This is a genomic window from Paenibacillus sp. J31P190 (genome assembly GCF_059692075.1).
The window spans coordinates 162,834-176,727 of sequence record NZ_JCAUAS010000009.1 but is presented as its reverse complement, the minus strand read 5'-3'; the positions used below and the strand labels follow the sequence as shown (position 1 = coordinate 176,727).

General features: G+C 45.4%; 10 protein-coding genes. All 10 read right to left on the bottom strand.

Annotated features, from left to right (window positions below; genetic code table 11):
• Positions 1-52: 52 nt before the first annotated feature.
• The 10 genes from AC58U0_RS17855 to bshC all read right to left on the bottom strand — a co-directional run bounded on the left by AC58U0_RS17855 (position 53) and on the right by bshC (position 13,762).
• Positions 53-1,450, bottom strand: a complete 1,398-nt coding sequence (locus tag AC58U0_RS17855) for a UDP-N-acetylmuramoyl-tripeptide--D-alanyl-D-alanine ligase (protein WP_497380324.1) — start codon at positions 1,448-1,450, stop codon at positions 53-55.
• Positions 1,447-2,934, bottom strand: a complete 1,488-nt coding sequence (locus AC58U0_RS17850; RefSeq protein WP_497380323.1) for a UDP-N-acetylmuramoyl-L-alanyl-D-glutamate--2,6-diaminopimelate ligase — start codon at positions 2,932-2,934, stop codon at positions 1,447-1,449. The genes AC58U0_RS17855 and AC58U0_RS17850 overlap by 4 nt, the downstream gene beginning before the upstream one ends.
• Before the next feature lie 110 nt (positions 2,935-3,044).
• The gene (locus AC58U0_RS17845; protein ID WP_497380322.1) at positions 3,045-4,973 is read right to left on the bottom strand and encodes a stage V sporulation protein D; all 1,929 of its coding nucleotides are present in this window, start codon (positions 4,971-4,973) and stop codon (positions 3,045-3,047) included.
• 85 nt (positions 4,974-5,058) lie between these two features.
• Positions 5,059-7,341 (bottom strand): penicillin-binding transpeptidase domain-containing protein, encoded by a 2,283-nt coding sequence (locus AC58U0_RS17840; RefSeq protein WP_497380321.1) that lies wholly within the window; start codon positions 7,339-7,341, stop codon positions 5,059-5,061.
• Between the two features lie 16 nt (positions 7,342-7,357).
• Positions 7,358-7,792 carry a septum formation initiator family protein gene (locus tag AC58U0_RS17835; protein ID WP_497380320.1) on the bottom strand — a complete coding sequence of 145 codons (435 nt, stop codon included), beginning with the start codon at positions 7,790-7,792 and terminating at the stop codon, positions 7,358-7,360.
• A 20-nt stretch (positions 7,793-7,812) separates the two neighbouring features.
• Positions 7,813-8,763, bottom strand: a complete 951-nt coding sequence (rsmH, locus tag AC58U0_RS17830) for a 16S rRNA (cytosine(1402)-N(4))-methyltransferase RsmH (protein WP_497380319.1) — start codon at positions 8,761-8,763, stop codon at positions 7,813-7,815.
• A gap of 130 nt (positions 8,764-8,893) precedes the next feature.
• Positions 8,894-9,331 (bottom strand): division/cell wall cluster transcriptional repressor MraZ, encoded by a 438-nt coding sequence (gene mraZ, locus AC58U0_RS17825; protein WP_029196525.1) that lies wholly within the window; start codon positions 9,329-9,331, stop codon positions 8,894-8,896.
• 124 nt (positions 9,332-9,455) lie between these two features.
• A complete protein-coding gene (locus AC58U0_RS17820; protein WP_497380318.1) occupies positions 9,456-10,625 on the bottom strand; it encodes a DUF4349 domain-containing protein in 1,170 nt (389 codons plus the stop codon).
• 227 nt (positions 10,626-10,852) lie between these two features.
• Complete coding sequence (locus AC58U0_RS17815; RefSeq protein WP_497380317.1) at positions 10,853-12,115, bottom strand: adenosylhomocysteinase; 1,263 nt, start codon at positions 12,113-12,115, stop codon at positions 10,853-10,855.
• 12 nt (positions 12,116-12,127) lie between these two features.
• A complete protein-coding gene (bshC, locus tag AC58U0_RS17810) occupies positions 12,128-13,762 on the bottom strand; it encodes a bacillithiol biosynthesis cysteine-adding enzyme BshC (RefSeq protein ID WP_497380316.1) in 1,635 nt (544 codons plus the stop codon).
• Positions 13,763-13,894: the final 132 nt, after the last annotated feature.

The window sequence follows — 13,894 nt, the reverse complement described above, 5'->3', positions numbered from 1 at the left end:
TCTTTCGAAAACGATCTACTGTTTCATCTTATAATTAAATTACAAACGCCATCTAGGCGAGTAAGGCATTAACCACATGCTCGAGACGCATGCCGCGCGAGCCTTTTACGAGCACAAGGTCATCGGCTCGAACCTCAGCCCCCAGCTCTGCCGCGAGCTGCTCCTTGTCATCGAAGGCACGAACGCTCGCCTTCGGGAACCGCCCAGCCGCTTCATCTGCGATGCAGCGGCCGAGACGGCCGAACGTGAAGACATAGTCTACACGTTCCGGAGACAGCATCGCACCAATGCTGCGATGGAACTCCTCTTCGTGCTCGCCAAGCTCCAGCATGTCGCCGAGCACGAGGAACTTGCGACCGAAGCCGCTCAGCTGCTCGGTCAAATCGATCGCAGCCCGCATGGATGCCGGGCTGGCGTTATACGCATCGTTAAGCACAGTCAGCCCTGAGGCTGCTGTCAGCTTCTCGATGCGCATGCTTGTCATCTGCAGCGAGCGAAGCCCCGCTGCAATTCCCTCAGGCGAGACGCCGAAGGCCTCGCCGATGGCAATGGCTGCTAACGCATTAATTACATTATGCGTTCCGAGCAAGGGAATGAACAATTCCGGGTACACCGGTGAATTGATCTGGAAGTGCGCCCCGTCCGCATCCATCCGGATGTCGGTCGGGAACAGATCATTGCCCGCGCCGCTGCCGAAGCGGATACGGCGCAGCCCCTCTGGCAGGCCACGCTCCGCGAGGGCCTGTTCAATCAACGGTTCGTCACCGTTGTAGACGAACAGCCCGCCGCTGGGCATTCCGCTAACAATCTCGGCCTTAGCCCGAGCTATTTCTTCCCGCGAGCCCAGCTGAAGCATGTGCGATTCGCCGATCATCGTAATGATCGACGCTTCCGGCTCCGCCAGATGGGATAGCAGTTCGATCTCGCCACGTCCACTCATCCCCATCTCAACCACGGCGAATTGCGTGGTCTCCTCAAGCTCGAGCAGCGTGAGAGGTAAACCAATATGATTATTCAGGTTTCCCTTTGTTTTATGCACATGAAACGTACTGCCCAATACAGCCGCAACTAAATCTTTGGTCGTCGTTTTGCCATTACTCCCCGTAATGCCAATAATGCGAACCGGCAGCTGCTTGCGATAAGATTTAGCCAACTGCTGCAGAGCTGTTAGCGTATCCTTGACGCGAATGATCGGCATGCCTTCTGGGGGGTGAGGGTGATCATCTTGCCATAAGGCAGCCGCAGCACCCTTGCTATAAGCCTCTGAGGCATACGCGTGACCATCGAAATGATCCCCGATCAGCGGCACAAACAGACTTCCTGGCCGTATAGTACGCGTATCGGTAGATATGCCTTTTATTGGAATATCCCTGTCAGCTGACGTTGAGGTCACCAGCACACTTTCAACACCTAGCATGTCTGTCATTTGTTCCAACGTGCGCTCTATCATCGTCCTCTCCCCCTTATCGCAGCCTTAGCCACCAATCGATCATCGAAATCATGCTTGACCCCCATGACATCCTGATACGTTTCGTGGCCTTTTCCCGCTATCAATATTACATCCTTAGGGCCTGCCCCTTCAATAGCCTTTTGTATCGCTTTTTTGCGATCCACGATTAATTCATACTGTTCTTTAGGGAAATTAACCTCTTTTAGACCAGGAACGATATCATCCAGAATGGCATCTGGATTTTCCGTACGCGGATTATCTGAAGTCACATATAAATAATCACTATACTTGGCCGTAACCTTACCCATAAGAGGACGTTTCGTTCGATCTCGGTCACCTCCGCAGCCAAACACAGTGATTACCTTGCCTTCTGCAAATTCACGTACAGTAGACAGGGCATTCTCAAGTCCATCTGGAGTATGAGCATAGTCCACCAAGACTAAGTAATCCTGTCCCTCATTCACAACCTCCATGCGTCCATCTACTACCGTAATATTTTCTAGACTATTCCGGATCGCTTCAAGGGGAATCCCTTCAGCCAGTGCCGCAGCAATGGACCCAAGCGCATTGTACACGTTGAATTTACCAACCAATTTCATTCTAAAGAAAGCCTCTCCCGCAAATGAGTTAAGCTGAAATTCCGTGCCTTGAGCCGTAATTCGAATCTTTGTCGCCCTTACATCACATTCGTTCTCTATCCCATAGGTAATAATTTGCGCGGCTGTCAGCTTACTGAACGTATGAGAAGCAGAGTCATCCGCATTTAGAATAGCATACTGACGCTCTTTGAGATCGGCCGAGAAACCATTTCCCAATCTAGAGAAGAGCAGACCTTTTGCCGCTGCGTAAGCCTCCATTGTTTTGTGATAATCCAAATGATCTTGCGTTAAATTCGTAAAAATACCCGAACGGAAATGAACGCCCTTCACTCGACCTAATTCCAAAGCATGGCTGGACACTTCCATAATGCAGTAATCCGTCTTTTGTTCACACATTTGGCGGAAACTGCGCTGTAAATCAACAGCTTCTTGCGTTGTGCGCTCCATTTCTGTATAGGTATCGCCGATTTTCATTTGAATCGTTCCCATAAGTCCCGTCGTGAAACCTTGATCTCGCAATATTTTCTCGATTAAATAGGTCGATGTCGTTTTGCCATTCGTCCCCGTAATACCAATTAATTTCAGTTCTTTGCTGGGATAGCCGTAGAAATGGGCTGATAAAGCTGCCATTGCATATCTCGCATCTTTCACAACAAGCTGAGGAATTGGCAAGTCAAGCACTCTTTCCGTTACAAGCGCAGAAGCCCCAAGCGCAATCGCTTTTGGGGCATAATCGTGACCATCTGCTATCAGTCCAGGGATGCATAGAAACAAATCCCCTGCTTTTATTTTACGAGAGTCTGCTTCAATCCCAGTAATCTCTGTTTCAGCATCTCCATGTATGTGGGTAATGAGCAGTGCGGAAGCAAGCTCCTGAAGTTTCATGAGCAACCCTCTCCTTAATGTTTTTGCTACCTATTATTGACAATTTTATGCCTATGGAAAAGCTAAACATGTCTTACTTGCAAATCTTTTTTCGGGCCATCCAAACCAGATTACTGCGGCGGCGCATTATTCGAGAGAAAAATACGTATTGTAGAACCTTGATCTACTCGTGAACCCGGTTTTGGCGCTTGACTGATTACATATTTGCCGCTGCCCGACTTAGCCAGCCTAAAATTCATGTTCAGATCTTCTAATATATCATCAACGGAGGCTCCAACCAAGTCCGGCACCTCAACAACCGGTATTTCACCATAGCGATACTCTTTATCAAGCTGGTTTTTATCCGGTTCGACTTTCATATACCGCAAAGCATCAGCCATCATATTCTTCACAAGCGGAGCTGCAATCAGACCTCCGAATTGAATCCCTTGAGGATCGTCCACAGCTGCATAGATGACAATCTTCGGATTATCGGCCGGCGCGAAGCCAATGAAGGAGACAATATGCTCATCTGGCGAATAACGTCCGTTAATGACCTTCTGCGCTGTCCCCGTCTTCCCACCTACGCGATAGCCGTCGATAAACGCATTGCGCCCTGTGCCTTTGGCAACTACGCTTTCAAGCGCTTCGCGTACTTGCTTCGATGTCTCTTCCGAGATGACATTGCGCACAAGCTCGGGCTCTACTACATCAACAACCTCACCCGTATCCGGATTCGTAAACGATTTTGCCACATACGGCTTAAAAAGTCTTCCTCCGTTAATAGCCGCAGACACAGCTGTAATTTGCTGTATCGGAGTGACCGACACCCCTTGACCGAATGCCGTCGTCGCCAGCTCAACAGGACCCACCTGAGACGGCTTAAACATAATACCATTTTCTTCGCCGCCGAGGTCAATTCCCGTCTTCTTCCCAAAGCCAAACTTTGAAATGTAATCAAACAACTTTTCCTTGCCTAAACGCTGTCCCATAACAACGAATCCGGGGTTACAGGAGTTTTGGACGACTTGCAGCATCGTTTCACTGCCATGACCTCCTCGTTTCCAACAGCGGAGTCTAGCCCCTCCAACCTCAATAAATCCAGGATCGTAAAATTGTTCGTTTTTTAAATCAACCTTTTTTTCCTCTAACGCAGCAGCTAGCGTAATAATTTTGAAAGTAGAACCCGGCTCATACGTTTTCCAAATCGGTAAGTTCCTGTTATAGGTTTCAGCCGGAAAATCCTTATAATTGCCTGGTTCATACGTAGGCCTGCTTCCCATAGCAAGGATTTCTCCATTATTGGGATCCATCATGATGGCAATAACATTTTGCGCCTTATACTGTACCATAGCCTGATCCAATTCTCTTTCCAGCACCGATTGCAAGTGACTGTCAATTGTCAGCTTCATATTGAGGCCATCTTTTGGCTTCGTATAAGTATCCGTTGTCCCCTCCAACGTTCTTCCTGCTGCATCAGTCATATAAGATATGCTTCCGGCTATTCCCGTTAATTGGCTGTTATATTTTGCCTCAATGCCTGTCAGCCCTTTATCTAATCCAGCAAAACCAAGAATATGGGCAGCTAACGAGCCAAAAGGATAATATCTTTTGTTATCTTCTGCTACTACAATACCAGGAAGATTTAGATTTCGTACTTCTTGCGCTTTCTCAATCGTTATTTTGCGTCCAGAAGGCTTGATATCGTTTTGGGATGTTTTCTTTGTAATCTGCTTATAAATGTCATCTTCGTTCCCTTGCAGCACTTCGGCAAGTTTGGCCGCAGTGCTTCTAGCGTCTTGAATTTGAACAGGAATAGCCACTATCGTAGGTGTACTCATACTGTATGTCATTGTAATCCCATTGCGATCTTGAATTTCACCTCGCTTGGGCGCAAAGTCTATTTTTCTCCGCCAACTATCCTCTGCTTTATTTGCCAAGTCTTGTCCAATCCATAGCTGGACATAAGCAAGACGGAGAATAAGTGCTGTAAAGATGACAGTGCCAATGATAAGCGCAGTAAACAATCTGCGACGAACGGTAACGTTAGAAACACGCATGAACGTTCAGTCTCCCTTCCCAATAAGTCAAGATCATTCCTAACATGACTATTCGGGACAAACAGGAGTTAGAACAAGCTCTCCATTAAGGTGTCTTTTTGGCCGTAGACCGCTGTGCTTCTGTTTTCGTATTCGACGTTGGCGTTGGTGTCGGTGCAGGTGTTGATGAACTTGCAGTTGAAGATTTATCACTTAATGGTTTGAGCTGCAACGTCACACTTCTGCCCTCGCCTTCCCCCGTAGTGGCCTGATCCGAGACATATCCTTCACCGGAAGTTTGACAATCTACTTTAAAGAAGGAGCAGGCTTCAACGGCATCTCGAAGTGATCTACCAACCAAGTTAGGCAGCGGCATTTCGTCAACAGTTTGCATCGCAACATATATTCGTTGTGTAGATAAGATTTCTGTACCTGCTTTCGGAAATTGATCGACAACCTTGGCTCCCTTACCGAAAACCTCAAGTGACAAACCGCTCTCTTTTGCTGCAGCCTTGGCGCTTTCTGCTGTCACATCTGTAAAATTAGGCACAGTTAGCTTATTCGCTTCTTTCGCCACCATTTTAGTTTGCTTATTCGAAGCTACGCCCATATATTGCAGCGATTCACCAACAATTTCTTTAAAAGCAGGGGCTAATACCTGCCCTCCTAAGTGATAGTTACCGCCAAGATCAGGTTGATCAGCGATTAGCGTAACTAAGATACGAGGATTTTCAACAGGAGCGTACCCAATAAAGGAAATAACCCACGAATCCGTGGAATAGGTCTTTTCACCGGGAAGGACTAAGTTAGCTGTCCCTGTCTTTCCTGCGACGCGGTAGTCCTCCATAAAAGCAAGTTTACCTGTACCAATTTCTTGGTCAGATACAACTTGTTCTAAATATCCGCTTACTAGTTTAGCTGTCTTTTCACTTACGACTTGCCTAACGACTTGTGGCGCAAAAGACTGAATGCTTTTCCCTGTTTTCGGATCGACAATATCCTTAACAATGTGCGGCCACATCAATTTGCCACCGTTGGCCATAGCTGCATAAGCGGCTGTTTGTTGGATGGCTGTAACAACGACCTTCCCTTGTCCATACGTTGCTGTTGCATACTCTGATGGATATTTCATATCGATTAAACCGGAAACTTCATTTGGCATATCAATATTCGTTTTTTGATCGAACCCAAATTTGTTAATGTATTCTTTCAACTTTGGAGAAGTTAATTTCTCGTAACCCAATTTAACGAAGGCCACGTTACTAGAGCGCTTAAGGCCATCTAAGAAAGATATTTTCCCCCACCCAACGCGGTTATGGTCATGAAGCTCTCTGTCTTCAACCTTAATACTACCGGACTGGTACATCTCATTCGGATTAAATAGACCCTCTTCTACTGCAGCAGCTAACGTCACCAGTTTAAAAGTAGAGCCAGGCTCGTAACGAGAAGCTACCGCATTATTTTTGAAATCACTTTGATCTTTAATCGTCCAATACGTATTGGGGTTAAAGGTAGGCGTATTGGCCATGCCCAGAATTTCCATCGTTTGCGGATCAACAGCAATCGCCGTCAGGCTCTTCGGGTGCCACTTGTCATTTACTTTGGCGAGCGCGTTTTCCAAATAAAACTGAATGTTTTTATCAATGGTGAGTCGCACATTGTTCCCGTCTTGCGCTGGCTTGAAATTGATCTTGGAATCAGGAAGTTCAACACCCTTTCCATCCTTTTCATAGCTTAACATCCCAGGAACACCCTTAAGGGTTTGGTCTAATTTAAGTTCTAATCCTAACGCAGCTTCGCCTTCTTTATTCGTATATCCTAGAATGTGAGAGGCTAGCGTTTCGCCTGGATAATAGCGTTTCTTGTCTTCTAAAATATTAATTCCTACGTTAGCTTTTGCGTTTAACTTGAGTTTTGTTTGAAGCTCTGAAATTAACGCACGAACTTGATCTGCCTTCTCTTTCTCAATCTTCCAACCTTCATTTCTAATCTCTGTATAGACAGCAAAATCCGACCCATCCGGCTTCATTTTCGTTGCCCGCTCACGGATTTTATTGACAAGCGTAGGCTTCGTTACATCCGACTCTTTCAAAATTTCCGCTAATCCTTGCGTAACATTCTCAGCGATATGATAGCCATCAATCATTTTGGGATTAAGTGCAATGGTATACGACGTTGCTTCAACGGCAAGTACTTTGTTATTTCTGTCCAGGATACTTCCTCTAACAGGGGTTATCACCTTATCTGTTTCCCATTTCTTCTCGGCTTCCCCTAGCAACCATGAAGCTTCTACCACTTGAATCCAATAGACTTTAGAAATGAGGACAACAAAAAGAAGGGTGAAGAACCCTCCAATTAGCAAAGATCGCAGCTTAATTTTTTTTGTCATATGAAATACCTGCCCATTACGGTTTAGAAACTACTTTATTATTTTTGCTACTGCTTGTATTTGATTTTGTTTTCTCCGGAGTGACTAAACTTACTTTCTTTTCATCTCCTAAATTAAACCCAAGCCGTATAGCCTCACCCTTCATACGTTCAGGACTTTGCAGTTTCTCTACTTCTTGTTTCAAAGCACTGTTCTGAGCTTGCATCTCACGAATTTCACTTTGCATTTTCAAAATATTGGCATTCATCTGATAAATAGCCGCGTAACGCCAGATAATAACGCCCGCCACAATGACACAAAGGATTACTGTGAATAAATATAACATTTTCTCTTGTGTCGGTAACGTTTTATTGCGATAAACAACCTTTGTTGTTTCTTTAATCTTTACTTTAGGTGCTGGAGCCGAACGTTTTGGATCGAGAGCCAAATTGCCTTGGATGTAAGATGGCATATTTTATTTCCTCCTTTGTGTCAAAGCTTTTCAGCGATTCGCAGCTTCGCGGATCTTGCTCTTTGATTAACTTCAAGCTCATGTTCGCTTGGTACAATTGGTTTTCGTGTTACTAATTTTACAACTCCGGTCTTCTCGCAAACGCAATATGGAAGATCCGAAGGACAGGTACATTTTTCAACGTTTTTCACAAAAAATTGTTTGCATATGCGATCTTCCAGTGAATGGAAGGTAATGACTGCAACTCTGCCTTGTGGGGCAAGACAACGGAGTGATTGCTCCAATGCTTCTTCAAAAGCTCCTAACTCATCGTTCACCGCGATACGCAGCGCTTGGAAACTTCGCTTCGCTGGATGACCGCCGGTCCTTCTCGCTGCAGCGGGAATACCTTCTTTGATCAGCTCGACCAGCTCACCTGTGGTTTCAATGGGCTGTTTGCTCCGTGCTTCTACAATGACGCCTGCGATCCGCCTGGAAAACTTCTCTTCGCCATATTCGAACAAAATTCGTGCGATTTGGTCAGCAGGCCACTCATTAACGATCGTTTTGGCAGTTAATTCCGTCGAACGATCCATCCTCATATCAAGCTCTGCATCATGGTTGTAGCTGAAACCGCGATCCCCCTCATCAAGCTGAGGAGATGACACGCCAAGATCGAAGAGAATCCCATCCACCTGCGGCTTGCCATCACGAAGTGCTCTAGGCTCATTCAGGAGCACCTGCTCCAGCTCTCTGAAATTGCTTTTTACGATTTTCACGCGATCCAGGTAAGGCGCTAGCACAGTTTGAGCATTCGTTAGAGCGACTTCATCTTGGTCTAAAGCAATCAGCAAGCCATTTGGACCTAACTTAGAAGCAATCAGGGAACTATGCCCTGCTCCTCCCATCGTACAATCCACGTAAACGCCATCCGGCTTTATATGTAAACCTTCAACAGATTCTTCCTTAAGTACCGTCACATGATGAAACACTTGGTGTCCTCCTAAGAGCTTTGCTTTAGCAAAGCTTTCTACGTAAGCATTAGCTAAGTTTTGCCTTGGCAAAACTAACTTCGTAAGCATAATCTGAGCTTTGCTTTAGCAAAGCTTTCTACGTAAACCTCTATAAATCAAAATTAAAATCGACGAGTTTCTCAGCTATTTCATTGAATGACTGTTCGGATTCATTGGCATAGCTTTCCCAAATTTGCTTACTCCAAATCTCAACTCGGTTGGAAACACCGATAACCACACAATCCTTTTCAAGTTTGGCATGGTCCACAAGGTTACCTGGAATGTTCGCTCTGCCTTGTTTATCGAGGTCACACTCCGTAGCACCGGAGAAGAAGAACCGGGTGAAGGCACGTGCATCTGATTTCATTAACGGCAGTGCTTTGAGCTTCTGCTCGAGTATCGCCCATTCCGATTGCGGATAAACGAATAAGCACTGATCCAGACCGCGGGTGATGACAAATGAGTCGCCGAGGGCTTCGCGAAACTTAGCCGGGATGATCATTCGGCCTTTCTCGTCGATGCTATGTTGATATTCACCCATGAACATAGCATGGCGCCCCCTTTTCCTCCACTTTGTACCACTTTCCACCACATTTGAATCAATATTCGCTAAAAATAAAAGAAATCCTGCTTTGAGAGCAGGATTTTCAAAATTATTTTCAATTTTAGGTCTATTCTGCGTCTTTTGTTCCTTGTTTCTCATCTTCAAGTGCGTTTAAAGAAGCATTTTGATCTCTGAGCTGTAATCGCATTTCTTGCAGTTGTTTATTTCTTTTGCGCCTGAATACCCAGATCGGTACACCAATCAACAGACCAATAACGAGAATCGGGAATGCAGCTGCCAGGAAAACGAGAATACCTTGCATGACAGCAACTAGTACATTTAGGCTAGAATTCCATGCTTTTTGAATGCGTTCCTCTAATGTTAGCTTATTAGGATCAGATAGCAGCGGCTTATTTCCCGTTTGCTGGTACATACGAAGCTCAATCGTCGAGAATGAGACATTTTGATCCAAATACCTTATCCGACCCTTTATCTGTTCAATCGCTTCTTGTACCTTGGAGAGCTCGTTTGAGAAAGCAAGCAGCTCATCCGTTTTTGAAGCCTTCTCCATAAAGCCCAATAATCTCGTTTCAACCATTTGTTTTGCTTTGAGGCGTGAATTAAGATCCACATACTCCTCTGTGACGTCCTGACCCTGAACATTCCTTTGCAGCGATGGACTCATCTTCTCAAGCCCATCTAGCAAGGAGACAAACCCATTTGCTGCGACTTTGATCGTATATGTCCCGCCTCGTTCCCCCGTATTCGCATTTTCCGAAAACTGCAGAATGTAAGCCCCACTAAGCGCGACCAGGTCGCGGAGGGCAGTCTGAGCCTTGCTGTAGTCATCTACAGGCATGACCAAGTTAGCTCGGTAGATTAACTTACGATTAAATCCCGCTGCTTCATCGCTTCCCGTTGCTGGCATGACCGTGATCGGTGCATTTTTCACGTCAGTAGGCGCTATTTCTGCTGCTCCCTCTTTCCCTTTGGATGAGACATCTGCGCTGCTTGCCTTCCCTCCTGCTGCAGCAGCAGGAGCTGCGGATTTTGCGTCAGCTGACTGTGCAGATTCTGCCTTCAAAGAGTCGCTAGTAGCAGCCATTTTCATTTCTTTTGATGAATTCGCTGACGACTCGTCCTTTGCAGCGCTACAGCCTGATAGTAGACCAATTACTAGCATGCACGTGGCAAGCAGGAAAGAAATTTTCCGACCAAACCTATTCCTTTTTGTTTTATTAGCCGCGACACTGCTGAGCATGAACCTACCGTTTTCTATGCTTTTTAAGACCCCCATCTTGTCATCCCCTCGCTACCAAATATAGGTTATACACCCTATAAACGGGGATTGAGTTGGAAAGGTTGCAAGTCACCGAGTCACTTCAGCAAATAATTGCTGATAAAATAAACCTTAGCCAATCCTTTGTTGCCGTTACACAAAAAAAAGAAAACCTTCCAGCCCACTCCAAAGTGGTCTGAAAGGTTCTCCAAAGCTTTTGAAAGCTCTCCAAAGCTCCCTAGATCTTAATGCTCCGCCCAGCTGTCTAGGTACATCTTCTGCTCTTCTGTCAACGAGTCAATGCTAGTTCCAAGGGATTCTAACTTGAATCGAGCTACTTGCTCATCCAGTATATAAGGTACATTAACAACCGTTTTGCCTAATTTCTTGTACTCATCATTTACATATTTAAGTGACATCGCTTGCAGCGCAAATGTCATATCCATAATTTCAGCCGGATGACCGTCGCCTGCAGCTAAGTTAACTAAACGTCCCTCAGCAAGAATGTATACTTTACGACCGTCCGTCAGTTGGTATTCTTCAATATTGCGTCTTACTGTACGCTTGGAAGAAGACATTGCTTCAAGTTCCGGTTTGTTTACTTCAACGTCAAAGTGGCCTGCATTCGATAGAATCGCGCCATCTTTCATTACTTTGTAGTGTTCTCCACGAATCACATCACGATTACCCGTAACCGTTACGAAGAAATCTCCCAGTTTTGCCGCTTCCAGCATTGGCATTACAGCAAAGCCATCCATGTAGGCCTCGACACCTTTAATTGCATCAATTTCGGTTACAATTACATTCGCGCCCAAACCTTTAGCACGCATTGCCACACCTTTACCACACCAGCCATAACCGACAACAACAACAGTTTTACCAGCTACAACCAAGTTAGTTGTACGGTTGATGCCATCCCAAACGGATTGACCTGTTCCATAACGATTATCGAACAAGTATTTACAGAAGGCATCGTTAACCGCGACCATCGGGAATTCAAGCTTTCCTTCTTTCTCCATCGCTTTCAGACGAAGAATACCTGTTGTTGTTTCTTCAGCTCCGCCGCGAACTTGTACAGCCAAATCTTTACGTTCGGAATGAAGAATAGAAACCAAATCGCCGCCATCATCAATGATCAGGTCAGGTTTCGTTTCAAGCGCTTTAATTAGCAGCTCTTTGTATTCTTCCGGACTCGGGTTATATTTCGCAAAAACGGTAATACCGTCCTCAACAAGCGCTGCACAAACGTCATCTTGTGTAGATAGCGGATTGCTTCCCGTAATCGTTACTTCAGCTCCACCGGCTTTTACTACTTTTGCTAAATAGGCTGTTTTCGCTTCTAAATGCAAAGAAATAGCGACTTTCAATCCTTTAAAAGGCTGTTCCTTCTCAAATTGCTCACGAATACGATTCAAAACAGGCATGTGCGCCTGGACCCAATCAATTTTCAAATGACCTTCAGGTGCTAATGTTATATCTGCCACAATACTTTTTTCTACAGTTGACATGTTAATTTCCTCCTATAAATAATAAATTCGATGCAAACCATCCACAGGAATTGGTGTCTCAAGTAAATCTCGGAGCCATTCATTCCCATACCGATTCATATAAGCACACCCATTATACACTCTTTCTTGCGGCTTGGCGAACGGTAATATCGTTAGTCTAATGCGTTCTAATTGTCGCAACGCCGCATCGAATTGCGCCTTATATGCCTCTCCTGCTTTATTTCGCAAATATTCGATTTGCTCCAAGATTTTCTCCAGATTCGTTTCTCCCAGCTTCTTAACCCCGGGATTGATCGCAGCTAGAGAATCCACAAGCGGTGCGTAGTTCACACTGAAATCTGATTTTACGGCATCGAAGCGCTCATTCAATTGCAATGTATCTTGCGCATCCAGCCATTCTTGCTTCTTGTGCTCAAAGCGCTCAAGCACATCCTCAAACGCAAAACCATATTTGTTCATTTGCTTCTGAACCGTACCCTCGATCAAAGTAAACTCCATACGCGGTGCTATGATCGGCATTTTCATGCCAAACTGTTCGAAAGCATGTTTCGTCAGCGACCAGTAAGCAATCTCACCTGGTCCTAACACAGTAGCCAGAACAGGGAATAAAAATTCCTGCATCAGAGGCCGCGACATCACGTTGTTGCTCAAATTCTCAGGCGTTGTTAATGCTAAATCTTGAAGCTGCTGTCTAGTATAACAATTGTCCTGCTTCTTATCTGTAAATCGTTCACCTTCACGATGCAACAGCAGCCGCTGTCCATCTGCAAATACAAACAAATTTGCTCCGTCTTTGCTTATTTCAGCTTGACTCTCATATCCTGCTTGCCGGGTGGCATCCTGACTCTTCTGTAACGATCCAGAGAATGCTTCATTCTCAAGGATCAACTTCTCAAACATGGGCGCTTCCAAAGCTCGCAGGGAAGGTTCGTCGGAATCTATAAGGACAAGCCCGTATTCGCCAAAGAGGATAGCCATCCAGCGAGCAAAAGCATCAGATAATGTTGCCCCATCCTCTGTTGTTCCCTCCAGCTTAGCGATTAGCGAAGCTTTAAACTCTGTATCCATCAAAGATTGATCTAACGCCGTCAAGGCCTCTTTCCATGCTTCAGGTTCAATAGGCAGCCTACTTACTGATGTGCGGCGCCCTGTCGGATGATCAACCTTGATTTTCTCAATTTGCTGAGCACTCGATAGCGTATACGTATGGTTCACTTCATCGAAATCATGATCCTCACCAGCGATCCAAAAGATCGGCACAACTGGACGTTGTAATTTCCCGCTCCATTCACGCGCCAATTGAACAATGGTTATGGCTTTGTACAAAACAAGCAGCGAACCGCCGAACAATCCGGCTTGCTGGCCACCCACAATGGCAAGAGCATTCTTATCAGCCAATGCTGAGATTTGGTCAAATGCAGCCCGTGCGTTTCCTATTTTCTTATTATATTGCTGCAAAACTTGAACCAAGCGCCCTCGATCAACTTGGAGTGAGGTCTTTGGTTCATCTAACCACTGCACTCGGGACTGCCAGTCTTCCAAGTTTCCAAAGTGGTAAGGATACAAAGCTTTAGCTTTATCCGTTTGAGCTATGTAATCTTCCGCTAACTTCTGATTTTTCTTCCAATGAAAAGTTTCCATTTGCATAAGCGACTAGTGTCTCCTCTTCATACCAAATAAAACGACTATTCTTTGATTGTACACGTAAGGTCAGCAATCGTCAAAACTGTATTTTTAATAATTACAATTGAACGTTAAAAAGCCGCCCCCTGCGGGGAC

Excerpts from the sequence above, each read along its gene's own strand:
- mraZ (WP_029196525.1), bottom strand. The coding sequence starts at position 9,331 with ATGTTCATGGGTGAATATCAACATAGCATCGACGAGAAAGGCCGAATG.
- AC58U0_RS17855 (WP_497380324.1), bottom strand. The coding sequence starts at position 1,450 with ATGATAGAGCGCACGTTGGAACAAATGACAGACATGCTAGGTGTTGAA.
- AC58U0_RS17850 (WP_497380323.1), bottom strand. The coding sequence starts at position 2,934 with ATGAAACTTCAGGAGCTTGCTTCCGCACTGCTCATTACCCACATACAT.
- AC58U0_RS17840 (WP_497380321.1), bottom strand. The coding sequence starts at position 7,341 with ATGACAAAAAAAATTAAGCTGCGATCTTTGCTAATTGGAGGGTTCTTC.
- bshC (WP_497380316.1), bottom strand. The coding sequence starts at position 13,762 with ATGCAAATGGAAACTTTTCATTGGAAGAAAAATCAGAAGTTAGCGGAA.
- AC58U0_RS17815 (WP_497380317.1), bottom strand. The coding sequence starts at position 12,115 with ATGTCAACTGTAGAAAAAAGTATTGTGGCAGATATAACATTAGCACCT.
- AC58U0_RS17845 (WP_497380322.1), bottom strand. The coding sequence starts at position 4,973 with ATGCGTGTTTCTAACGTTACCGTTCGTCGCAGATTGTTTACTGCGCTT.
- AC58U0_RS17820 (WP_497380318.1), bottom strand. The coding sequence starts at position 10,625 with ATGGGGGTCTTAAAAAGCATAGAAAACGGTAGGTTCATGCTCAGCAGT.
- AC58U0_RS17835 (WP_497380320.1), bottom strand. The coding sequence starts at position 7,792 with ATGCCATCTTACATCCAAGGCAATTTGGCTCTCGATCCAAAACGTTCG.